20 protein-coding genes are annotated in these 22220 nt (G+C 60.3%); 12 read left to right on the top strand and 8 right to left on the bottom strand.

The genetic code is table 11. The annotated features are described in order from the left end of the window. The first annotated feature begins 4 nt into the window (after positions 1-4). Positions 5-1486, top strand: coding sequence for a family 1 glycosylhydrolase (locus WC698_03035; GenBank protein MFA6039211.1), 1482 nt, complete (start codon positions 5-7; stop codon positions 1484-1486). Between the two features lie 42 nt (positions 1487-1528). Here WC698_03035 and WC698_03030 read toward each other — a convergent pair whose 3' ends face one another. Genes WC698_03030 through WC698_03020 form a run of 3 tightly spaced genes read right to left on the bottom strand, consistent with a single transcriptional unit; the run spans position 1529 to position 4688 of the window. Continuing rightward, positions 1529-1930, bottom strand: a complete 402-nt coding sequence (locus WC698_03030; GenBank protein MFA6039210.1) for an NUDIX domain-containing protein — start codon at positions 1928-1930, stop codon at positions 1529-1531. A 12-nt stretch (positions 1931-1942) separates the two neighbouring features. Then, positions 1943-4429, bottom strand: coding sequence for a type IV secretion system DNA-binding domain-containing protein (locus WC698_03025; protein ID MFA6039209.1), 2487 nt, complete (start codon positions 4427-4429; stop codon positions 1943-1945). 4 nt (positions 4430-4433) lie between these two features. Then, complete coding sequence (locus WC698_03020) at positions 4434-4688, bottom strand: hypothetical protein (GenBank protein ID MFA6039208.1); 255 nt, start codon at positions 4686-4688, stop codon at positions 4434-4436. A 7-nt stretch (positions 4689-4695) separates the two neighbouring features. On the opposite strand from WC698_03020, the gene WC698_03015 reads away from it, so the two are divergent. Further along, positions 4696-5814: a phosphatidylserine/phosphatidylglycerophosphate/cardiolipin synthase family protein gene (locus WC698_03015; GenBank protein MFA6039207.1), complete on the top strand. Its 1119-nt coding sequence runs from the start codon at positions 4696-4698 to the stop codon at positions 5812-5814. Positions 5815-5920: 106 nt separating this feature from the next. Here the strand turns inward: WC698_03015 and WC698_03010 are convergent, their stop codons facing one another. Continuing rightward, on the bottom strand, positions 5921-6304 hold the full coding sequence (locus WC698_03010; GenBank protein ID MFA6039206.1) for a response regulator: 384 nt from the start codon (positions 6302-6304) through the stop codon (positions 5921-5923). Positions 6305-6538: 234 nt separating this feature from the next. Between WC698_03010 and WC698_03005 the strand changes: the two genes are divergently transcribed. Continuing rightward, the gene (locus WC698_03005) at positions 6539-8506 is read left to right on the top strand and encodes a DUF4215 domain-containing protein (GenBank protein ID MFA6039205.1); all 1968 of its coding nucleotides are present in this window, start codon (positions 6539-6541) and stop codon (positions 8504-8506) included. Here WC698_03005 and tsf read toward each other — a convergent pair whose 3' ends face one another. The 3 genes from tsf to WC698_02990 all read right to left on the bottom strand — a co-directional run bounded on the left by tsf (position 8507) and on the right by WC698_02990 (position 10389). Then, entirely contained in the window at positions 8507-9283 is a 777-nt protein-coding gene (tsf, locus tag WC698_03000) for a translation elongation factor Ts (protein MFA6039204.1), read from the bottom strand. It lies immediately after the preceding gene. Positions 9284-9342: 59 nt separating this feature from the next. Further along, positions 9343-10131, bottom strand: coding sequence for a 30S ribosomal protein S2 (gene rpsB / locus WC698_02995; GenBank protein ID MFA6039203.1), 789 nt, complete (start codon positions 10129-10131; stop codon positions 9343-9345). An 84-nt stretch (positions 10132-10215) separates the two neighbouring features. Next, positions 10216-10389: a hypothetical protein gene (locus WC698_02990; protein MFA6039202.1), complete on the bottom strand. Its 174-nt coding sequence runs from the start codon at positions 10387-10389 to the stop codon at positions 10216-10218. Between the two features lie 111 nt (positions 10390-10500). Here WC698_02990 and WC698_02985 point away from each other — a divergent pair, with 111 nt between their 5' ends. Further along, positions 10501-10800, top strand: a complete 300-nt coding sequence (locus tag WC698_02985; GenBank protein ID MFA6039201.1) for a hypothetical protein — start codon at positions 10501-10503, stop codon at positions 10798-10800. Between the two features lie 374 nt (positions 10801-11174). Here the strand turns inward: WC698_02985 and WC698_02980 are convergent, their stop codons facing one another. Next, positions 11175-12578 (bottom strand): glycine--tRNA ligase, encoded by a 1404-nt coding sequence (locus tag WC698_02980; protein MFA6039200.1) that lies wholly within the window; start codon positions 12576-12578, stop codon positions 11175-11177. Positions 12579-12689: 111 nt separating this feature from the next. On the opposite strand from WC698_02980, the gene WC698_02975 reads away from it, so the two are divergent. The 8 genes from WC698_02975 to WC698_02940 all read left to right on the top strand — a co-directional run bounded on the left by WC698_02975 (position 12690) and on the right by WC698_02940 (position 22156). Further along, positions 12690-14366 carry a PrsW family glutamic-type intramembrane protease gene (locus WC698_02975; GenBank protein ID MFA6039199.1) on the top strand — a complete coding sequence of 559 codons (1677 nt, stop codon included), beginning with the start codon at positions 12690-12692 and terminating at the stop codon, positions 14364-14366. 171 nt (positions 14367-14537) lie between these two features. Beyond that, positions 14538-16199 (top strand): S41 family peptidase, encoded by a 1662-nt coding sequence (locus WC698_02970; GenBank protein MFA6039198.1) that lies wholly within the window; start codon positions 14538-14540, stop codon positions 16197-16199. 149 nt (positions 16200-16348) lie between these two features. Beyond that, positions 16349-17008, top strand: a complete 660-nt coding sequence (locus tag WC698_02965; GenBank protein ID MFA6039197.1) for a DedA family protein — start codon at positions 16349-16351, stop codon at positions 17006-17008. Between the two features lie 267 nt (positions 17009-17275). After that, positions 17276-17839: a hypothetical protein gene (locus tag WC698_02960; protein ID MFA6039196.1), complete on the top strand. Its 564-nt coding sequence runs from the start codon at positions 17276-17278 to the stop codon at positions 17837-17839. Positions 17840-18138: 299 nt separating this feature from the next. Next, positions 18139-18801, top strand: a complete 663-nt coding sequence (locus WC698_02955) for a hypothetical protein (protein ID MFA6039195.1) — start codon at positions 18139-18141, stop codon at positions 18799-18801. A 280-nt stretch (positions 18802-19081) separates the two neighbouring features. Beyond that, positions 19082-19801, top strand: a complete 720-nt coding sequence (locus WC698_02950; GenBank protein ID MFA6039194.1) for a hypothetical protein — start codon at positions 19082-19084, stop codon at positions 19799-19801. A 251-nt stretch (positions 19802-20052) separates the two neighbouring features. Then, positions 20053-20667, top strand: a complete 615-nt coding sequence (locus tag WC698_02945; GenBank protein ID MFA6039193.1) for a sigma-70 family RNA polymerase sigma factor — start codon at positions 20053-20055, stop codon at positions 20665-20667. Positions 20668-20707: 40 nt separating this feature from the next. Beyond that, the gene (locus tag WC698_02940; GenBank protein MFA6039192.1) at positions 20708-22156 is read left to right on the top strand and encodes a hypothetical protein; all 1449 of its coding nucleotides are present in this window, start codon (positions 20708-20710) and stop codon (positions 22154-22156) included. Positions 22157-22220 lie beyond the last annotated feature (64 nt).

Below are 22220 nucleotides of genomic sequence, written 5' to 3'. Positions count from 1 at the left end.
ACGAATGTCGCAAACAGATCACAAAAATCAGGCGTCGGGATCATCCTTCCTCCTGCAGCGTCCTCTGAGGTTCGTGGGCACCGCAACGAGCGATTGGCAGATGAACCCGTCGCATGACCAGAGCGAGTGGGGCGAGGAGGTCAAGCGCGCATTGCGCGGGGAGGAGACGGGGATCCAAGTGCCCGTGATGCGCGAAGAGCTGCCGTCCTCGTACCTCCACGAGCGGAAGATCCTGGATGCCGCGGCGGAGCTGGGGGGGAACGCCATCCGCATCTCCCTGGACTTTGCGGAACTCTGCCCCGAGCCGGGATTGTTCCTCCCGGACGTGATGGCGCGCTCCATCCGCACCATCGTCCGCTGCCGCATATTGGGGCTCACACCCATCGTCACGCTCCACCACTGGACGTACCCCAAGCGCTTCGCGGCGTACGACTCCCGCGGCGGCATGCGCCGCGGCGCTCTGGAGCACCCGGACATCGTGGCGCACTTCCGCTTCTACGTGCAGAACGTCGCCGCCTCCCTCTTCGACCGCGTCGCCATACGCGAAGCGCTGGCGGGGGAACCGGGCGTGGATACGGCGCTCTGGAGCGAACTGCCGCTCGTCACCCATTTCATCACCCTCAATGAACCCGTCTGCATGACGGTGACGCCCTACGTCGTGGGCGATTTTCCGCCCTACCGGCGTCACCGCTTCCTCAAGGCCTTGAAGCTGGAGGGGAAACTGAAGGCCATGCATCGCATCGCCTACGAGGCCCTCCACGAAGCCGCGCGCGCAGCGGGTTTCCCCGATGAGCGGACGGTGCACGTGGGGATGACCCACAACGTGGCGGGGTCCATGGTCCCCTTCCTCAATGACTTCGCGGGGTGGGGACTGGTGGAGCGGATGCAGTGGGGGGTGGCGAGCGATTTCGTCGGTCTCCAGTACTATTGCCGCAGCCGCTTGAACTTCCGCTTGCACTGGCCGTTCCTCACCCTTCGCGGCTTGAACCCGCACACGTGGAGCGATTTCCCCGATACGGAGGTCTACCCCCGGGGCTTGGAGGATATCCTCCGGCGCGCCTCCCATATGTTTCCGGGGATGCCACTGTGGATTTCCGAGTTCGGCTTCGCCGACCGCACCGACCGCAAGCGTCCGGCGTGGATCCTCGATTCCGTGGCATCCATCATCCGGGCGGCGAACGGGGACGTCCCCGTCACCGGCGCCCTGCTCTGGACGCTCACCGACAACTTCGAGTGGCAGTACGGCATGAAGATGCGGTTCGGGCTCTACGGCAAGGACGGCGGGCGTCTGCCCAGCGATGACGGATCCCACCTCTCGTCGCGCGAAGCGTGGTCCGCCTGCGGTTCCCACCTGCTCCATCCCACGGCGCAGTCCGCGGCGCACCTCGCGGAACTCTCCCTGCGCGCGCACGAGCAGCTGGAGGAGGAGTTCAGGAAAAATGAAGATCAATTCCCGTTCCCTTTCCCGTTGGGGAAGGCGGCCTGAGAGGCCCGCTCCCTGTCCGCGCTCGCAACGGAAGAAAGCCGTTCAGCAATAATCCCTCACCCATGTCTTCGCCAGGAGCGAGACGCCGGGCAGTTGTTCGATCTCGTCCTTCGTAAGGAACGCCGCTCCCGCGCCTTCGTGGACGACGAAATCACCCCATTGCATGGGTTGGAGCCCCTCGTAGAGATGGACGTTGATCTTTTGCCCGGAGCTCTCGTCGTCCCATACGCGTTCGACGATGAGGCGGAAGTCCCCGGGGGACAATTCTTTCTCCAGTTCCTCCTTCACTTCACGTATCACGGCTTGGGCAGGGGTTTCTTCGCCTTCCGCCATGCCGCCGAAGAAACTCCATCCGAGCGGCGACGTGGGCGCCGCACTGTCACGGAATTGGAGGAGGATCTTCCCTTCGGTAGTACGAAAAACGATGACGGAGAGCTGTTGCATTTTTCCATTGTATCACCCCCCTATCCTTCTCAGGATCTCCCTGTCGACGAATTCTCTCGCCCTCCCGTACTTGAGCCGTGAGAGCTGCTTGAAGGCTTCGCCCGCCTGCGCGTCCTTGGTGTAGGTGTGGTCCAGCCAAGGGCGGGGGATTTCGATGCTGAAGGGGCGCGAAGGCTGGCCCTCGATGCTCAGCTTCATGGCGCCCTTAAAGGCGTCCATGTTTACCAGGTCCTGCTCGCTGAACACCGGCGCCATTTCCTTGGCGCACACTTCCGCGTCCTGCGGGCCGATCTTGTAGAACATCATGGTGCCCACGTTGCCGAACACGGCGCCCTTGAGGCTCACGTTGCCGCTCAGCTTGCTGTCCTTTTCCAACTGGTCCAGGTACTGGTGCGCGAGGATAAGCCCCAGGCGGTACTTCCGTGCCTCGGAGAGGATGGATTCGATGGACGGCGTGACGAAGTTCTGGAACTCGTCGATGTAGAGGAAGAAATCCTTGCGGGCGGCGGAATCCTGCCGCTGCCGGCGCATGGCGGCCACTTGTATCTTGTTCACCACGATGAGGCCGAGGAGGGTGGAGTTGATGTCGCCGATGAGCCCCTTCGAGAGGTTCATGAGGAGGATCTTGCCGCTCTGCATCACGTCCGCGATGTCGAAGGCGCTCTTCGTCTGGCCCACGATGTTGCGGATCAACGTGTTCGTGGTGAACTGCCCGAACTTGGCGGCGAAGTAGGGGATCATCTCCTGCTTCTCGCGCTGGCCCGTGGCGGCCATTTGCTTGTCCCAGAACGATTTCACGATGGGATTCTTCACCCGCGACACCTTGAAGCGCTGCCATTCGTCGTCGGTGAAGAGCCGCACGAGGTCCGTGATCGCGCCACCCTCCTCCTCGTCTTCCATCAGCGTCAGGCAACCGTTGCGGAAGTAGTCCTGGATGCGCGGCCCGAAGATCTCTTCCCCGAACATTTTCACCATCATGTTCATGGCGTCCAGCGCGATGAGGTCCCTCTCCTCCGGCGTCCTTCCTTCCAGCAGGTTCAATCCCATGGGGCGTTCGGTGTCCGCCGGGTTGAAGTAGATCACGTCGTCCGCGCGGGAGCGGGGAATGTAGGGGAGCAGGTCCTCGATGAGCGAGCCGTGCGGGTCCACCACAGCCACGCCGCGTCCCGGCGTGTTGAAGTCCTGCCGCGCCATGAGCTGGATGACGGAGGATTTGCCGGTGCCCGTTTGGCCGATGATGTAGAAGTGGCGGAAGCGGTCCTCGTTCTTCATGTAGATCTTCCGGCGTTCGCCGCGGAAGTTATTCCAGCCGAGGAAGAGGCCCTCATTGGGGGCGTTCTTGGGGCCGGGAGCCATCTTGAAGTTCTGCCACTTGATGGTCTCCACTTTGTTGTACTTGATGTTCGGCAGGTGGAAAAAGCTGGCCAGTTCCGTGGTGCCCAGGAGCATCCGGTGGGCCGTAAGCGTGAACCAGGGCGTATGGCGGGGGCAGCGTCGGATGAACCGCTCCACCACCGCCTTGCGGTCCCGGAAGTGGGGGCGGCGGAAGCTGTTGCCCAGGACGGCGTTGAATTGGGAGAAGCCCGCAGCCACGTCGTCCAAGATCTGCTGGGCGCGGGGCGCCGTTTGCGCCGAGGCGATAATGCGGACGACGACGCGGTAGCCGGGATCCGACGCCTTGTCGTCGATCGCCTTGCTGTACTCCTCCACCATCTGCGAGACGCGTTCGCCCGTGGGGGTGTTCTCCTTGGCTTCGTCCTTCTCCCCTCCGGGGGTGAACAGGTCGACGACCGCCACGATCCACGTAAGGGGGTTCCACCAGTTGCGGGAGAGGCGCTTGGGGTTGATGAGCTTCTGCGCCTCGTCATGCAGCTTCCTCTGCCATCCCTGCGCCAGGGGACGGATGACAAACTGCACGGCTGCGCCCTCCTCCACTTTCAGTTTGGAGAACGCGTTCGTGATGTTGTTGAGCGGGTCGCTCTTCAGCTGCTGGTACGTCTTGAACACGGATGTCCAGGGTTTGCCGGGGAGGAGGATGTCCGCGGTGGCCACGGACTGTTCCGTGAAGATGTTATAGTCCTCCACAATGTCCACGATGGTATCCGGGTAGAAGGACGTGATCTGCTTCTCCACCAGGTGCGCGATCTTCCGCGGGCAGACGATGAAGAAGAGAATTTCCCCCGCCAGCGCCGCGTACTCCACCGAGAGGAAAGGCTGGCCTTTGTAGAAGCGGGAGAACCGGCTGGAACGGATGCCGTGCAGCGATTGGAAGAGGTGGTCCATCACCCCCAACACCTCGCGGAAGTCCTTGCCGGTGCTGAATTGCTCGGATTCCACTTCCTTGTCCTCTTTGCTCTCCTTCTTGGGGACGAGGAGCTGCATGAACACCAGTTCGTGTTCCCGCCTCCGGTCCGCAAAGAAGCGGAGCACGAAGAGCCCGATCCACACACCCAGGATCAGCGCGAGCAGTACGCCGAAGGCGACGAGAGAAGGGGTCACAGGACTATCGTACCATTATAGCAGGTTTGTAGCTCTTTTGAGAGGGGATTATTAAGACGATTCCGAGGATTCCGACGATTCCGAGGAAAGTCGGGAAGAAGCTCCAACTCTGCAAAAGTTCGTCGGAATCTTCGGCATCCTCGGGATCCTCGGCATCCTCGGGATCGGCATCCTTTTCCTTCGCCTTCCGCTCTCTCCCGCCCCGTCCTATCATCTCTCCCAAGATGCAGTGGTCGCGTATCCTCCGACGGCGGTCCATTCGCGCCATGTGGCGCGGCGCCACGCGCTACATGTTCGGCAAGCGCGGGCAGCGTCGCGTGGCAAGTTTTCGCATGTACTTCCGCCTGCGTACCATGGTGTCGCTCTTCTCGCGGCAGGCGGCCCAGGCCACTTCGCGCATGACGCGCGCGCGCCTGTGGGTGGACGGCGAGGTGTTTCCGCGCACCATCGTGCTCCTGCGGCGCGCTCACCACACCGTGATCATCCAGACCTTCATCTGGAAGGATGACACCATCGGACGGAAGATGGCGGAAGTGCTGTTGGAGGTGGCCGACCGCGGCGTGAAGGTGTTCATCAACAAGGAAGCGGTGGGGGACGTGTTCGAATTGGAACGCGATTTTCTTTCCACCAAGCGGCAACGTGAGGGCGTCTGGCATCGTTTCTGGAACCATCCGCACATCCGCATTTCGCACCAGACGCACAATGACCATTCCAAGGTGTTCATCATTGACGAACACACCATGCTCGTGACGGGCATGAACATCGCCGACGAGTACAACGAGCGGTGGCATGATTACATGGTGGAACTCAAGGGCGGGTTGGGGGTGGCACGCTACCTCGGCAACAGGGACCAGGCGCCCTCCGATGCCGTGCGCCTGGTGATGAATACGGAAAACCGCAAGGAGATGCGGAGAACAGTGATGTCCCTCGTGGCCTCCGCGCGGGAGAGCATCGTATTGGAGCAGTGCTACTTGAGCGATGCGAAGGTGGTGGGTGCGCTCGCCCAACGCAGCCGCGAAGGCATCCACGTCACGGTCATCCTGCCCGCGGAAGTGGACGTGCACCACCACAGCAATATGCAGAGCATGGGGCGGCTGCTCAACGAAGGATCGCCCCAGCACGTCCGTGTGTTCCTGTACCCCGGCATCATCCACGGCAAGGTGATGTTGGTGGACCGCGAGCGGGCGTTCGTGGGATCTACGAACATGATGGAGTCTTCCCTGGACGAAATGGGCGAGACGAACGTGCTCATCTCCGGCCGCTACAGCCGCGCAGTGGTGAGGCTGCGCGACGTCCTGCGTGCGGATATCCTCAAATGCCGACCCCTCCAAGGGCCGCCGGCGTTCCTCTGGCTGCGGAGGATCTTGGCGTGGATGAACTTGTAAAGAGGATGCCGAAGAGTCCGAGGATTCCGAAGAGTCCGAGGAACTGTCGTGGGGAGGTTGCGGAGTACATCGAAGACATTCCTCGGAATCGTCGGCAACCTCGGCATCACTTCTGTTGCTTCCTCTCCGCCAGCAACCGTTCCACCATCTCCAGCAACGACCGGATGGTCATGTCCTTCTTCACGAAGAAGTCATCGGCGCCCAGTTCCTTGCCGCGCTTGCGGTACTCTTCCAAGTCGAAGTTCGTGAGCATCACCACGGGGTATTTCCGCTGTTCCTTGGGGAAGCGCTCCAATACCTGGAAACCGTCCACTTTCGGCATACTGATGTCCAGAACGAGCAAGTCGGGATTCAGTTGGGAGAGGAGTTGTATGGCCTCTTCTCCGTCCGCCGCGGGGCGGACATCGTACCCTGCCATGGTGAATTTCTTGGTGTAGATGTTGCGGAGGAGCGTGTCATCTTCCGCGAACAGGATGGTTGCTTTTGCCATAAGTCAACTCTCAGTATACACGAATCCGGTGTCCTTCGCCAGTGCCTTTTTGGCGAGGAACCCCTAGAAAACGCCGTGCGCGGCGTTGCAATGGGAATATACCGCTCCATCTGCATGCCTTCCCGCCCTATCCGGCTCACCTTCCGGAGCCGCGGGGGGGGGCTTGGGTGCGAGCCCAAAACCCGAAACACTCCTGGAAGCAAAGCGTGATTTTTGCTATAATGAACAGAAAACATGAAACGCACATCAAGCGCTCTGGCCTTGGCCGTTGTCGGATTCCTCGTCGCGTCGGGTGCGCTCACCCTGGAAACCCGCAACACCCGCGCGTTCCTCACGGAAGCGGGGGCGACGTATTTGGCGCAGGTCACATCGTCCGTTTCCTCACAAGCATCCGGCAGCAGTACGGCGAAGACGATCGCCACATGCGGGAACGGGAGGTTGGACGCGGGAGAGCAGTGTGATACGGCGTCTTTCAACGGGACGAACAATTGCTCCACCACATGCCAGTACCTCACATGCGGTGACAGCATCATTTCCGCGCACCTGGGGGAACAGTGCGAACCCATCGTGCAGAAGGCGATGGTCTATGACATGCAAACGGGGCTGTGGCGCGAGGAGACACGCTACTCCGCACCCGCCTGCGGCATCTCCTGCACCACGCCGGTGTGCGATGAGGACGGCAGGTGCATCGGGGGCTGCAAGAAACGCATACTGCCTGCTTGTTCCTCCACATCCTCCTCTCCCAAATCCTCGTCATCCTCCACCGCCAAGGCGGCTTCGTCCACCAGCAGCTCCTCGCTGCACGCGGCGGCTTCTTCCGCCAAATCCTCTTCCGCCGCATCTTCCGCAAAAGCCTCTTCCGCGAGCTCCAAGAGCAGTGCGGCCTCTTCCGTCCCCCCGCCCCTCGCCACCATGTGCGGTAACGGTATCGTGGAGAAGGGCGAGCAGTGCGACGACGGCCAGAGGAATTCCGCCACCCGCCCGGATGCCTGCCGGTTGGATTGCCTCCTGCCCTTTTGCGGCGACGGCGTAAAGGACTACCGCACTGCGCAGCGGGAAGAGTGTGATGACGAGAACAACGCCAACGAAGACAACTGCACCAATGCCTGCAAGATCGCGAGGTGCGGCGACGGCGTTGTGCAGACGGGCAAGGAGCAGTGTGATGACGGGAACGTGGTGAACGACGATACCTGCAGCAACGACTGCCGTTTGCCTTCCTGCGGGGACGGTATCAAGCAGGACAGCGAGAGCTGCGACGACGGCAACGACAACGACGACGACGAGTGCACCATGGGTTGTACGCAACCGCGTTGCGGCGACGGCATCGTACAGAAGAGCCGCGGCGAAGATTGCGATAACGGGCCGCAGAATTCCAACGTGGCGGCCGACGCTTGCCGTCTCAACTGCGTGATGGCGTACTGCGGCGACGGCGTGCGGGATACGGATGAGATGCGCAACGAGGAATGCGACTACGGACCCGCGAATTCCGATACCCAGGCGAACGCCTGCAGGCGTTCATGCAAGGCTTCCCGCTGCGGGGACGGCGTGGTGGATGCGGGGGAAGGGTGCGATGACGGGAACACCGTCGATGGCGATTCCTGCACGGAAACCTGCCAGAGCCCCAAGTGCGGCGACGGCTTCGTGCAGCGGGAGACGGGGGAAGCATGCGACGACGGCAATATGAACGATGACGACGAATGCACCTCCAAGTGCCTGTTGCCGGCGTGCGGCGACGGGATCCTACAGAGGAGAAAAGCCGAGCAGTGCGACGATGCCAACACCGTTGCCGAGGACGACTGTACGAACAGGTGCATGGTGCCCTCCTGCGGCGACGGCATCGTGCAGCGCACCGAGCAGTGTGATCAGGGATACAATGTGAACTCGGACTTGCGGCCGGATACGTGCCGCTCCAATTGCACGCTGCCCCGCTGCGGCGACGGTATGACGGATGCGGGCGAGGAGTGCGACGGCACCAAGTACTGCACCAACACCTGCAAACAAATGACTTTCCTCGGCCTCAGCCCTGCCGCGCGGAATGTCCTGGCGGGCACCGCAGTGGCCGCGGCCGCCGCAGGCACGGTGGGGTACGTCTTCCGCAAGAGGCTGTTCGACGTCATCGCGAGCGTCGTACGCAGGAAGTCCCCTGCGACGCTGGAGGATATTCCCCTTTCGGATATCGAATATCCGGGGAGAAAGGGCTGATCAGATCACCACCCGCACGTAACTCTCCACGCGCGCGCCGTCGAGATACTTCTCCACGGTCATGTTCTGGTCCTTGACGAAGGGCTGTTTGATGAGAGCGTTCTCTTCCCGGAACTTCTTCTCCTTTCCCAGCATGATCTTGTCCAGGATGTTCTCGGGTTTCTTCTCGTTCTTCAGCTGCTCCTTCCAAATTTCCCGTTCCTTCTCCAGCGTCTCCTGCGGCACGTCGTCCGGATACACGTAGGCGGGATTCATGGCGGCGGCGTGCATGGCAACGTCCTTGGCGCGGCTCTCCGCCCCGCTCAGGTCTAGGCCGATGACCACGGCGATCTTGCGGTTGCTGTGCACGTAGCTCCCGATGGCGGGGGCGGTGATTTCCTGCATCTCCCCCAGGGTGATGTTCTCACCCAACTTCTGGACGAACTCCGGCATGCGCTTCTCGGCATCGGCCTTTGCGGCGTCCAGGTCCTTCTCCAGGAGGGTTTCGGCGATGCCCTGCCCGAACGAGAGGAAATCCGCGTTGCGCGCCACGAAGTCCGTTTCGCACTTGAGGGAGACGAGCGCGGCTTTCCCTTGGCCTTGCGCCACGAAAAGCGCGCCTTCGTTCTGCGTGCGGTCCGCCTTCTTCACGGCTTGGGCGATGCCGCGCTTACGGAGGATCTCAATGGCTTTCTCCTGGTCGCCCTTGGCCTCTTCCAGTGCTTCCTTGCAGGCCAGCATGGAGACGCCCGTGCGGGCGCGGAGTTCGGCGACGTCGGCTGCGGTGATGGGGGACATACGGTGGGGGGGTAGAGAGGGAGGGACGCTGCATGCCGCGTCCTTACAATAATGATACGTTAAGCCTGCTTCTCGCGCATCTCGGTGGCGAGGACGGCAGCGGGAGCCGCGGCCGCGGGGGCCCCTTTCGCAAGGAGTTCCGCCGACGCATCCATGGCCTGTTTCTTGGCGTGCGTCGCCTCCGCGAGTTCGGATTCCACGGCCTGCAGGAGGAGGGCGATGGATTTGACGGCGTCATCGTTGGCCGGGACGAGTGCGGCGAAATGGTCCGGATCGGCGTTGGAATCGCAGATGCCGAAGACGGGGATCTTCAGCTTGGCTGCTTCCAGCACGGCCACGCGGTCGCGCAGGGCGTCCAAGATGAACACGGCATCGGGGAGGCCCGCCATGCGGGAAACGCCGGCGAGCGCGTTATCCAACTTCGCCAGTTTTTTGCGGAGGGCGGTCTGCTCCTTCTTCGTGTACTTCTCCACCTCGCCCGTCTGGAAGGAGCGCTGGAGGTCCAGGTAGTACTTCAGGCGGCGCTTGATGGTGGGCCAGTTTGTGAGGAGTCCCGGGATCCACTTCTTGGTGACCATCGGTTGGTTGAGCACGGTCGCCAAGTGCTCGATGAAGGGGATGCTCTGTTGCTTGGTGGAAACGAACAGGATCGTTTTCCCCTCCACTTGGAGCTTCTTGAGTGCGTCGAGCATGCGCTGCAGGTGCAGGCGCGTCTTCTCCAGGTCGAAGATGTGGATGCCCTTCCGCGTGCCGTACAGGTACGGCTTCATCTTGGGATTCCATTTCTCTTTGCGGTGGCCGAAGTGGACGGCGCTCGCGAGCAATTCTTTCTCGGAAGGAATGGCCATGGGGGAGAGGGGAAAGGGGTGAGGGGGGGATTGAATGGAGATGAGAATATTCGGGATGAGGGAAGGGGAGCGGAGTGCTCCTGATCATGCACCGGTGATGGGGGATCCTTGGGGCTTGGCCTCGACGTCTTCTCGCGCGGATGTGGAGGGTTCCTCCGGAGAGGACAGGACCACGGCGATCGGTCGGGGTTGCACGGAGTTTATAGGGGAAAAGCGGTCATCACGCAATCCCATTTGGAGAAATCGGGGGAGTTCCATGGGGTGATGGAACGTCTTTCGTGGCTTCTGGATCAGGTTAAATCGAGGTGACGGAAAGGAAATCATCTCAGCTGTCTTCCCGTCTCCTTCCTGCGGTAGCATGATCGGCCCATGATGAAGAAGAAGGCATCATCGGCTAGACGATCGCGTAGCCAGCAATGGGCGACGAAGAAGGATATGAAGGGGCTTGAACGTAACATTGTAGATCTCACGAATGAGATTCAGCGCTCTGGGGAAGAGACAAGGAAATATTTTGAAGAAACAAAGAGGCATTTTGATGTTAAGACGGAACAGCTTCGCCACGATTACCTGGGTGCACACAAAGACGAGGTAGAAGTTCTCAAGGATGCACGGAAGGACCATGAACGGCGCATCGTGAGACTGGAGAAAATGAATTTCGTCTATTCTTGAATATGGTACTGCGATCACTGCCCAGAAAAGACAGATTGAAGAAAGTACCCTCTCATTGGATCGGTACTATGCGTACGGAACTTCGGTTGTCGAAAGGATTGCCGTGGCAGACAAGGATGCACTGGATGATGAAGGAACTGAAGTGGCAGTGGTGGTTGCGTTACATCATGCCGTTCAAGTTCAAATTGATTGCATGGGAATATCGGAAGAAACTTCTTGGTTGGAGTAACCTGTTGCATCACATATTCATTAAGCCCATATTCTCAAAGTTTCCAGTACCACGAGCTGAAGACTAAATAGAGACGTATAGACTTTGCTTCGCGGGGAGAGAAACTGCTCCTACTTCGATCGGATGGTTGAACTTTTAAATCCAACTACGACACAACATTCAACTTCATCATCAACTCCCCGATCGTGAGTCGCTCCTGCTTGAGGGAATCCCGGTCCCGAATCGTCACGGTGTCCTTCTCGCCCTGCTTCCCATCCTCCCCCAGCGTCCCGAAGTCCACCGTCACGGCGCGCGGCGTGCCGATTTCATCCTGCCTGCGGTAGCGCTTGCCGATGGAACCGGTGACGTCGAAATCGCAGACGAGGTCCGTTTCATGAGCAATTTTGTTATACAGTTCTTTTGCTTTACCGATCAGGTGTTCCTTCTTCGAAAGCGGAAGAATAGCCAGGTCGACGGGCGCGAGGCGCGGATCGAATTTCATCACGATCCTGGTATCGCCGTTGGGCAGCGTCTCCTCCGTGTACGCCTCAAGCAGGAACGTGAGCACGGAGCGGTCGCACCCGAAGCTGGGTTCGATGACGAAGGGGAGGAATTTCTTGGTGGCGTCATCCGGGTCGGTGTACTTGAGGTCCTGGCCGCTCGTTTTTTCGTGTTGCGAGAGGTCGTAATCGGAGCGGTTGGCGAGGCCGAAGAGTTCCCCCCAGCCCCAGGGGAAAGCGTACTCGATGTCGATGGTCCGCGAGCTGTAGAAGGCCATTTCTTCCTTGGTATGCTCGCGGATGCGCAGTCGCTCCTTGCCGATGCCGAGCCCCAGGTACCAGCCCCACACGGTGTCCTTCCACTCCTCGAACGCGGGCGCCTCCGTGCCCGGCTCCACGAAGTACTCGATCTCCATCTGCTCGAATTCGCGCGTACGGAACGTGAAGTTCCCCGGTGTGATCTCGTTGCGGAACGCCTTGCCGATTTGCGCTACCCCAAAAGGTAAACGCATCCTCATGGTATCCGTGATATTCCGGAAATTCACGAAGATCCCCTGGGCGGTTTCCGGCCGCAAGTACACGAGCGTAGCTTCGTCTTCCAGCACGCCCTGGTGCGTCTTGAACATCATGTTGAACTTCTTGGCGGGGGTCCACTGCACCTTGCCGCATGAGGGGCAGGGGATCTTCTCCTCCATCATTTTCGGCTGCACTTCCTCGAGCGTGAGGGACGTTGCCGCTTCCACGCCCAGCTTTTCCTCGATCAGCTTGTCGCCGCGGAACCGGCTCTTGCAGGCTTTGCAATCCACCATCGGGTCGTTGAAATTGCTCACGTGGCCGCTCGCTTCCCACACGTTCCGGTTCATGAGGATGGAAGCGTCCAACCCCACCATGTCCGGCCGCCTGTGGACGAACGCCTTCCACCATTCCCGCTTCACCCGGTTCTTGAGCTCCACTCCCAGGGGTCCGTAGTCCCACGTATTGGCTAAACCACCGTAGATCTCCGATCCGGGGAAGATAAAGCCCCTCCGCTTGCAGAGGGAAACGAGGGTGTCGAGGGAGGCAGTGGGCATGGCTCGGATCCTATCAGGAGAAGCCAAAAACCGCTACTAATCGCCATTTAGGGTACATTAAAAGGACTACTAAGAAATGTCAAATTATGCTATAATTATACAAAACACACCATGCATCTTCTGGAATTCCTCCGGCGGGCCGGCTCGATAGCGGAAGCTGTCTGGGGAACTGTTTCTCCGGTGTTTACCACATCGCTGGACGGTTCGAATGCGGGGAGCGGTATTTCGGCGTTGACGCTGGTGGGGATCTTCGTGGGATTCCTGATCCTGAGCGGATTCCTCACGCGTGTGTGGATCGGCATCGTCAACGTGTCGTTCATCGACGTGGAATCGCTGGCGAGCATAGAGAAGCGGCAGCCGTACCTTCCCTCCCTGCGTACGATCATCTTCGGCCTCGTGGGCACCGTATTGCTCGTCATGGTTTCCCTGCGCACGCTGGGCGCCATCGCGCCGTTCGCGGGGCCCGAGGGGAAGGTCCGTGCCATGCTGGTGCTGGGGGGCATGGCGGTGGTGCTGGGGATCGTGCTGTTCGTCCTCAAGGAAGGCAAGGAGTACGTGTTCGCCGTCATCTCCGGTACGCTCGTGAGCTTCATCCTCATCGCCTTCACGCGCGCGCTCCTGGAAACGGGCGACGCCCCGCAGGACCCTTTCATCATCACGCTCAGCGTCATCGCCATTGCGCTCGTGTGGAAATTCCTCTTCGGCCCGTGGGACGCCAACGTGAAGGCGACGGTGCTGGGGACGTTCCTGTTCTGGATCGCGTTCCACACGCTCTTCCAGGAAACGGCGGATGAGAGGCTGGCGCACGGGCTGGCCATCGGCATCGCGGCGATCCCGGCGGGGATCTGGTGCGCCCTCTTCCTCCGCTACCACCGGGAGCGGTTGAGCGTGGTCTTCCTCATGTTCTTCTCGGGTATGGTCTCCACGGCGCCCATCCTGTTCTACGACGCGCTGGTGAAGCGGGAGATGGAGCTGCAGTTCTTCGTGTTCCGCGTCATTCCCGAGAGCTTCAACGTGGCGGTGCACAGCGCCATCGCCGCGGCCAGCGAAGCCCCCCCGCTGCAGGCCATGCTCCTCTCGCTCTTCCTCACGTTCATCTTCGTGGGCGTGCTGGAGGAAGGCAGCAAGTACTGGGTCCTCCGCCGCAACGGCCAGATGTTCTTCTCCAGCATCGACGATGCCATGCAACTGGCCATCATGGTGGCCGTGGGCTTCGCGTTCGCCGAGAACATCACCACCACCGGCTACTTCTACACCTTCGTGAAGGAATTCCTCCAGCAGGCCGGCCAGCCCGATTGGGCGGGCTTCATGGGGAACATCGCGGGACGGTCCATCCTCACGAGCATGGTGCACATCGTTTCCACGGGCTTGCTGGGATACTTCTTCGGCGTCGCCCTCTTCCTGGATCCCAGCCTCAAAGCGGCGCATCAGACGGGACGCAAGTTCTGGACGGGTGACGGCAGCCACTATCTGGTGGGGATCCAGAAGCAATTCCACTTCCGCAGCGAGATGATCGCCACGGGCTTCGCGCTCGCGGTTGTGCTCCATGCCGTGAGCAATTTCCTCGTCACGCTGCCGGACGTGCTGCCGGGCAATCCGCGCACGTTCGGGGACCTGCTGCACTCCCCCCCGGGGTCGCCGCTCCACTACGTGGCGCTCCTGCTCCTCCCCTCCCTCTTCTACGTCGTGGGAGGCTTCTGGCTGCTCACCACCCTCTTCCTCAGCAAGCAGAACATGCAGGAACGGGGGCACGTGATTTCCACCGAAATGTTCGTGATGGAAGACTGAACCTCCCCGCCGCACCGATACCCGCCCATGGACACGCTCACCAACTTCCTTCTCCGGCCTCGCAACGCAACCCGCAACCACACGGCAGGTTTTTCCAGGTCATCCAATTGCATTCTGCAGGAGGTCCCCTCTACGATGCCCTCCATCCCACTCCCGTCCCCTCCCGCAGTCATGACGACTTCACGGCTTCCCCACACACGTTCTTTGCAGCGTACGCGCGTCTTCCGCCACGCCGTCACCATCCTCCTCCTCGTCACCCTGCTGGGAGGCGCCAATGTTTCGGGCGCCGCCGCCGCGGGCACGGTGCAGGAGACCGTGACGCGCGCGGATTTCCTCCGTGCGGCCATCAGCCAGCTGCGGTTGAAGTTGGAGAAGACGGGCGGAGAGGACAGCCGGACCTACCGGGGGGTGCAAGCGCAATTCCTGCCGTACGTGCGTACGGCCGAGAAGTACGGGGCCCTGCATGCGCTCACGGGATCGGGGGATGCCGTTGATTTCCGGCGCGCCATCACGCGCGGCGAGGCGCTGCAGGTGCTCACGGCGCTGGCGAAGGTGAATCCCAAGGAACCGCTCACCAAAACGTTCAGGGACGTGACGACCGACGATGAGAAGGAAGCCGCGGCCGTGGCGCTGGAGCGCAAGTGGATGCGCCCCATCCGCGCGACACTCTTCGGCTTCGACCGGTTCCTCACACGCGCGGAAGAGCGCGTTCTCCTCAAGAAAGCGATGGACAAGAAGGGCGTCAACGTTCTCTCCCCCGACAAGCAGACGATCCGGATCAACGTGGATGCCATTCGCCGGGAGCTGCCCAAGAAGGAGATCATGGAGACGGTGTGGGACCTGCTGGAGCAGCAGTACCTCTACAAGGACCGCATCAAGCCCGATGAGATGGGGTTCGAGAGCGTGGAGGGCATGGTGAACAGCCTGGACGACCCCTACACCGTGTTCTACCGCCCCAGCTCCGCGCAGGAGTTCCAGACGCAGCTGCGGGGCGAGGTGATCGGCATCGGGGCGCAAGTGGAGCAGAAAGCCGGCGTGCTCATCATCGTGGCGCCGCTCAAGGGGTCGCCCGCGGAGAAGGCGAACCTGCAGCCGGGTGACGAGATTCTCAGCGTCAACGGCGAATCGCTCGCGGGCCTCTCCTATGAGGACGGAGTGAACAAGGTGCGCGGTCCCAAGGGGACGGTGGCCAACCTGCACCTGCGCAGGAACGGCATGGAATTGGACGTGGCCGTCACGCGCGACGTGGTGAAGATCGAGGAGCTCACGACGGCATTCCAGGGCGATATCGCCGTGGTCACGCTGCACCAGTTCGGGCAGACCGCCGACCGGGAATTCCGCGACGCGATGAAGGAAGCGGCGGCCAAGAACCCCCGCGCCCTCATTCTGGACCTGCGCAACAACCCCGGCGGGCTCATGGACGCGGCGGGCAGGGTGGTGAGCGCGTTCGTCCCCCTCAAGACGGCGTACGTGCAGATCCATTCGTCGAACGAAGTGATCGAGGAGAAGACGCGCGAGGAGCCGATCTTCCCGGAAACCATGCGCATGGCGGTTCTGGTGAACAAGGGTTCCGCGAGCGCCGCGGAGATCGTGGCGGGAGCCCTGCAGGATTTGGGACGCGCCACCATCGTGGGGGAGCCGACCTTCGGCAAGGGGACGGTGCAGCAGCTCCTGGAATTCACGGACGGCTCCAGCCTGAAGATGACCATAGCCGAATGGAAGACGCCCAAGGGGAACAAAATCGACGGCGTGGGGGTGAAGCCGGATATCCAAGTGGTGGCGGACGCCAGCCGCGATGCTGCGCTCTCGCGTGCATTGGACCTTCTCCGCTGATTCTTCGCATCGGTTTTCTCTGTGTTCTTCCTACGGACGAAGGTAAACTGACAATGTGAAATGCAAAATTTGAAATGAGAAATGGTTTCCTTCCATTTTGCATTTATAATTTTGCATTTCCAATTTCCCATTTCCAATTTCTCATTGTCATGGAAATCCTCTCCCAATTCCTGGACATCTTCATCCACCTGGATGAGTACCTCGCCACCCTCATTGACCAGTACGGCACGCTCACGTACCTGCTCCTCTTCGTCATCATCTTCTGCGAGACGGGGCTGGTGGTGGCGCCATTCCTCCCCGGCGATTCCCTGCTCTTCGCGGCGGGGGCCTTTGCGGCGCGCGGGTCCTTCTCCGTCGCCGTGCTCCTCATCCTCCTCGCTGCCGCCGCCATCCTGGGCGATGCGACAAATTACGCCATCGGCGCGTACGTTGGGCCCAAGCTCTTCATGCGGAAGCTGCATTTGCTCAGGCAGGAGCACCTGGACCGCGCCCATGCGTTCTACGAGAAGTACGGCGGCAAGGCCATCGTGTTCGCGCGGTTTCTCCCCATCTTCCGCACCGTGGTTCCCTTCGTGGCGGGGATGGCGAACATGACATACCGGGACTTTGCCACGTACAACGTGGTCGGCGGCATCGCATGGGTCTCGCTCTTCACCCTGGCGGGGTTCCTCTTCGGCAACATCCCTGCGGTGGAGAAGAACTTCTCCCTCATGATTCTGGCGATCATCGTGGTGTCCTTCCTCCCTGCGGTGCTGGAGGTGACGAGGCAGTGGCTGGGCAAACGATCAGCGAAGAATGGGCAGCAATGAAAGGACAATGGTTTATGTGAGGAGGAAGCCGTTTATAAAGATTGACAATCATGTTAAAGATGATTGAATATATGAAGATGTTCCTTGAGAGCATCGGCAAGGATTTTGGTTTCATGAGGCAAGCATCCAGGACATTCCGCGTGCTTTGGATGCTTGTCTCATACCCAGGCAGCCCGAAGCCAGCGGTCACGCTGGTTCACTATACGCGAGTCCTCCAAATGCGGACGATTCAAATGGTACCTCTAGCTCCCGAAAGGAGTGTTGGTCATGTGTATCAGTCTCAAGCGGCTGGAGGAGGAAGCGTGGCCAATTTTGCTCCCGTCCTTCAGCTACGACGCCGTCGCCCTCCTCGGCTTCGGCGAGGGTGGCGGTGAACCGCTGCCAGAGCCCGCCCCGGGCGAGGTGGTGATCCGCGTCGGAGCATGGTCGCTCCTCGACCTTCGCGCGTGCGAAACCGTCGTGCGGCATAACCTCATGTGGGATGAGGACTGGTACAACGAGTACCCGTTCTCCCGCGAGAAGTTGAACCCCGGCGTCTACCGCGTGCGCATGCCGGTGCCGTACAGCAACTGCAAAGACTTCGCCGAGCAGAAGAAGCTCTTGCTCTCGGGCGAGGAAGTCGCACCGGTCGCACTGGCGGCTGCCGTGCTCCTCTGCCATCTCAAGCAGACAGGAAAGGATCTCCTTGGCTACGGCTGGGGACGCTGCGCAGAAGCACTCCGCGGTGGGCTCCGTGTCGAGCTTGCCGTCAGCAGGGGTCGCGTGCGCGTCTATCGTTGGGGTAGACGCGGCGGCGTCATCGTCCGGCTGGTTGCTGCCCGGAAGTCCTAAACCTTGTCCTTGGGAGTCATAGATTCCCGAGTAGAGAACCTCCATGCTGTCACCGGTATGGAGGTTCTTTTCTTATGCAGAAGCGATAAAGAGAGAGATTGACATACTCGTAAATAGAAATACTATGATAGTTGATGTTCCTTGAGAGCATCGGCAAGGATTTTGGATACATGAGGCAAGCATCCAGGACATTCCGCGTGCTTTGGATGCTTGTCTCATTACGAGATGGGCCGCGCCCGGCGTTCCGGGCTTCGGTTTCCGATTTTCAGAAAGGTTGGTGTGTCATGTCAAATCAAGACATGGTGCGTCAGGTCGAGGAGTTTGGGAGGGGTATTGGACTGATCCATGAGGTGATCGTGACGGGGCGCAAGGTGGGCGCCGGGCGTGCATTCTATGTAGCACTCGCGCACAATGAGAATCTCTTTCGCCGCGTCGTCGAGTTTGTCTCGCAAGACCCTCTTCTGGTGGATCAACAGGCTCTGTTAGACGCCGCCGCGAGAGGGGTTACGTTCGAGAACGGGGTCTTCCGCTTCTTCGATCCCGGTACGCCGCTTAACGTTCTGTCTTCCATGCCGGTGGTCCGTGAGAAGCATCTTGTGAACCCTCACAATTTGTTCAAGGGGTATGACTGGGCGAAGCGGGCGGATGCTCCGCAGGAGCGGACGTTCCGCGTGATCGAAGGTTCGTTCGGAGAGTCTTTCTTGAAAGGGGGAGAGCTCCTCCACTCCGACCAGGAACGCCCGTCCACACGCAGCGTAGTCGCCTTCCTGGTGATCAACGCTTTGGCGACGGGTGAGCGTGAGCGCCTCTTACCGGAATGCTACGTGTGCACCGCCGACATGTTCTCGGGCGGCTATTACGTCTGCGTTGGCTACTTCGATGTTGATGGGATCCAGATCGGCTACAGCTGGAATGGCCGTGGCAGGCCGGACGTCGCTCATGCCGCCTCCCGGAAGTCCTAACCTTGCCCTTGGGAGTCATAGATTCCCGAGTAGAGAACCTCCATGCTATCACTGGTATGGAGGTTCTTTTCTTATGCTGAAGCGATAAACAGAAAGATTGACATACTCATAAATAGAAATACAATGATAGTTGGTGTTCCTTGAGAACATCGGCAAGGATTTTGGATACATGAGGCAAGCACTGAGGACAGGATGCTGTCTTGAGCGCTTGCCTTACGCATCTGTTTGGCAGTCCGAACCGGCGGTATCCGGCTATTCTCTGTTTCCGATGAGGTGATGTATGAAGAGTCTCCGAAACATCGCGGAGAGGCAGTTGGACTTGGGGATCCGAAAATTGTGGCGAGCGGGGATCGACATTGAGTTATGGAATCACATGCTCAGCGCTGATGATGTGGCGATGGAGCGTCTCAGGGCGGCATGGCCGGGATTTATTCCCGGAATCGTCTACGGCGCCGAAGCAATGTCGAGGATATTGGGAATACCGATAAAGGCCAATGGGCCTGTTCCCAGGGCGAGGTACAGAAGCATCATCGTGTACTACGACGGATGGACGCTCAAGGATCTTCGCTGTTCCAAGGCGGGCCTGGAGAAGATGTGGCAGGAACACAACCACCAGGGCTGGTACGACACATTCGCCTGGAAGGCGGACCCAGGCTACTACGAGGTACTCCTACCGGTTCCGTATTCGAACAACAGGCCAACCGGAGAGGAGGTGGAGTACCTTCACCATACCTATCCTGGCTTCGAACCTGCGCCCGCGCCGGTAGCCGGTACCGCACTTCTTGCGGAATACGCGGAAACGGGGAAGGATCCTCTCTCCGGCAATATCATCCGGTGTGTCGAGCAGCTTGAGTCCGGGTTCCGCGTCGAACTGCACGTCGACAAAGGTAGCGTCCGCGTCGGCGGCTACTGGGATGGCGGCCGCTACTGCAATGTGTTCCTGGCCGCTTCCCGATTGATTCTACCTGCACTATCCTTGCCATCGGAAGTTCAAGGTTGAGATTTCTCAACGTTGAACCGACGGCGCAGCTCCAAAGAGTTGCGCCGTTTTCGTGCACAATGGAATAGTCGAAGTCGTCGGAATCTTCCCTGTACCAGTCGTCCCTTTGGGACTCCGGTACAGGGCAAGCGGAATCCTCTCACGGACGAAGAATCGGCATCATCTTCCCCATGGTGTAACATATCGCCGCGTTCCCCGTAGTACACGGCGGAACTGCAGATCCAGGAACGTTCCTCTCTATTCCCGGCGCCATGAGTACTCCCGCTACCGATCCTTCCCGCCCGCTCTCCGTTGCGGACGAGGCCGCGCTCATTCACACCTGCCAGCAGGGCGATTTGGAGGCGTTCGCGCCCCTCTACGACGCGTACGTCACGCCCATCTACCGCTACGTGCACTTTCGCACGTTCGACAAGCAGCTCGCGGAAGATGTGACAAGCCAGTCGTTCCTCAAGGCCATGGAGGGCATACGCACCTTCAATGCGCACAAGGGGAACTTCGGGGCCTGGCTCTACCGCATCGCCCGCAACACGCTCACGGACCACTTCCGCGCGCACAAGCCCACGGACGTCATCGACGAGACCTTCGACGTCCCTGCGGATGATGACACCGCCAAGGAAGCGTCCATTGATGTCTCGCTCGCGCACGTCCGCAAGGAACTCGACAAGCTGGACCCCCTCAAGCGCGACATCATCCTCATGCGCCTGTGGGACGGGCTCAGCTACCGCGAGATCGCGGAGATCACGGGCAAGACCGAGAACAACTGCAAGGTGATCTTCTGCAGGACTCTCGAGTCACTCCGTTCCCAACTCGGTCCCACGCTCCTGTTCCTGCTCCTCGCTTTCCCCATCTTTCATGTTTCGAAATAGCGAAGTAACGAAGTAACGAAGTAACGTTCCCTCCCCCTTTATGCTCTCCTCCATCTCCGACATTCTCGATGATCTCTACAGGATCGATCCGACCCTGCGCGAGCATGAAACGGAACTCATCCCCTTGCTCGAGAAACTGATCAAACACCGTCCCGACGTCAAACCGGATGAGACGTTCGTGAGGGAATTGCGCAGCCGACTCCTTGCCCTTGCGCGGGAGGATTCTCTCGCGGGCCAGAACACCCGCTCTCCATTCTTTTCCTTCTTCACCATGCAACGCACCACACCCATCCTCGCCGGCCTCGTGCTCGGCGCGCTCCTCGCCGCACCCGCGACGTACTACGTCCTTCGACCGGGAGCTCTTCCCCTCAATGAAAAAACGGGGAGCCCGCTCTTCAGTTACTCCATTACCAAGGAAGCCGCGCCCCAGGCGTTCGGCGATCTTCCCGCCATTGCATCCCCTTCGGCCGCCCAGGGACGGGGAGGAGGCGGCGGGGGAGACGCGGCCATGATCGCACCGGATGGCATCCTCCCCGCGTACACGCAGTACGAGTACGTGTACGAGGGCGAACTGCCTACGCTCCCGCAGGCGGTGGACGTGCTCCAGCGCGAGAGGCGCATAGCGGGTCCCGCCATCACCTCCCTTCTGAAGGGATTCAACATGGGGATGGTGGACCTGGGGAGTTTCCCCAATGCCGCCCTGGACAGCATGACGTTCTCCCAGGGAACGGACTTCGGGTACATGGTCAACCTCCTCTTGCGCGACGGGCAGATCGGCATTGCGCAGGATTGGGAACGCTGGCCGCACCCCGAGGCGGTGTGCAAGGATGAAGCCTGCTACAAGCGCTATCGCCCCACCATCGACGACGTCCCCTCCGACGACCGGCTCATCAGTACGGCCGCCGCGTTCCTTGCGGAGCATCAAGTGGACCTCTCCCATTACGGCGAGCCGGAGGTGGATATGAACTGGCGGCAAGAGTACGAGCGCGCCGCCGTGAAGAGCGATGCCTTCATCCCCGATTCCGTCCGCGTGCTCTACCCGCTCCTCGTGGAGGGCAAGCCCGTGTATGACATGGGAGGCACCAAGTCGGGCATTGGCGTGAGCGTGCACCTCAAGCACAACCGCGTCTCCGACGTCTGGGGCCTCCAGAACCAGACGTACAAGAGCTCCTCCTATGCAGGCGTGCAGGATGCGGAGTCGGTGAAGACGTACCTGAAGAACATGGAGAAGCTGCCGTACCGCGTCCTTGCGGAGCAGGGCACCCAGGAAGCCAAGATCACCACGGTGACACTGGGCGAGCCGCACATGGGGTACACGCTTGTGTACCAGCAGGATGGCGTGAGCAGCAGGGAACTGTTCGTCCCCGCGCTCATCTTCCCGGTCCTCAATCCCCCACAGGATTACTCTTTCTACCGTTCCTCCATCGCGGTGCCTCTGGCGAAGGATATAATAGATAAGCAGAAGGACGGGCCGTTGTTCATGCAGTGATGGAGCGGATGACAGGGGAGATTCCGAAGAGTCCGATGATTCCGACGCACTGTGTTGCTGGAGT

This window comes from Candidatus Peribacteraceae bacterium (assembly GCA_041661065.1).
Classification (GTDB): Bacteria; Patescibacteriota; Gracilibacteria; order Peribacterales; family Peribacteraceae; genus CAIKAD01.
This window is presented reverse-complemented; position numbering and strand designations above follow the sequence as displayed.

Excerpts from the sequence above, each read along its gene's own strand:
- WC698_03035 (MFA6039211.1), top strand. The coding sequence starts at position 5 with ATGTCGCAAACAGATCACAAAAATCAGGCGTCGGGATCATCCTTCCTC.
- WC698_03030 (MFA6039210.1), bottom strand. The coding sequence starts at position 1,930 with ATGCAACAGCTCTCCGTCATCGTTTTTCGTACTACCGAAGGGAAGATC.
- WC698_03020 (MFA6039208.1), bottom strand. The coding sequence starts at position 4,688 with ATGGACCGCCGTCGGAGGATACGCGACCACTGCATCTTGGGAGAGATG.
- WC698_03015 (MFA6039207.1), top strand. The coding sequence starts at position 4,696 with ATGTGGCGCGGCGCCACGCGCTACATGTTCGGCAAGCGCGGGCAGCGT.
- WC698_03010 (MFA6039206.1), bottom strand. The coding sequence starts at position 6,304 with ATGGCAAAAGCAACCATCCTGTTCGCGGAAGATGACACGCTCCTCCGC.
- WC698_03005 (MFA6039205.1), top strand. The coding sequence starts at position 6,539 with ATGAAACGCACATCAAGCGCTCTGGCCTTGGCCGTTGTCGGATTCCTC.
- tsf (MFA6039204.1), bottom strand. The coding sequence starts at position 9,283 with ATGTCCCCCATCACCGCAGCCGACGTCGCCGAACTCCGCGCCCGCACG.
- rpsB (MFA6039203.1), bottom strand. The coding sequence starts at position 10,131 with ATGGCCATTCCTTCCGAGAAAGAATTGCTCGCGAGCGCCGTCCACTTC.
- WC698_02990 (MFA6039202.1), bottom strand. The coding sequence starts at position 10,389 with ATGGAACTCCCCCGATTTCTCCAAATGGGATTGCGTGATGACCGCTTT.
- WC698_02985 (MFA6039201.1), top strand. The coding sequence starts at position 10,501 with ATGATGAAGAAGAAGGCATCATCGGCTAGACGATCGCGTAGCCAGCAA.
- WC698_02980 (MFA6039200.1), bottom strand. The coding sequence starts at position 12,578 with ATGCCCACTGCCTCCCTCGACACCCTCGTTTCCCTCTGCAAGCGGAGG.
- WC698_02975 (MFA6039199.1), top strand. The coding sequence starts at position 12,690 with ATGCATCTTCTGGAATTCCTCCGGCGGGCCGGCTCGATAGCGGAAGCT.
- WC698_02970 (MFA6039198.1), top strand. The coding sequence starts at position 14,538 with ATGACGACTTCACGGCTTCCCCACACACGTTCTTTGCAGCGTACGCGC.
- WC698_02965 (MFA6039197.1), top strand. The coding sequence starts at position 16,349 with ATGGAAATCCTCTCCCAATTCCTGGACATCTTCATCCACCTGGATGAG.
- WC698_02960 (MFA6039196.1), top strand. The coding sequence starts at position 17,276 with ATGTGTATCAGTCTCAAGCGGCTGGAGGAGGAAGCGTGGCCAATTTTG.
- WC698_02955 (MFA6039195.1), top strand. The coding sequence starts at position 18,139 with ATGGTGCGTCAGGTCGAGGAGTTTGGGAGGGGTATTGGACTGATCCAT.
- WC698_02950 (MFA6039194.1), top strand. The coding sequence starts at position 19,082 with ATGAAGAGTCTCCGAAACATCGCGGAGAGGCAGTTGGACTTGGGGATC.
- WC698_02945 (MFA6039193.1), top strand. The coding sequence starts at position 20,053 with ATGAGTACTCCCGCTACCGATCCTTCCCGCCCGCTCTCCGTTGCGGAC.
- WC698_02940 (MFA6039192.1), top strand. The coding sequence starts at position 20,708 with ATGCTCTCCTCCATCTCCGACATTCTCGATGATCTCTACAGGATCGAT.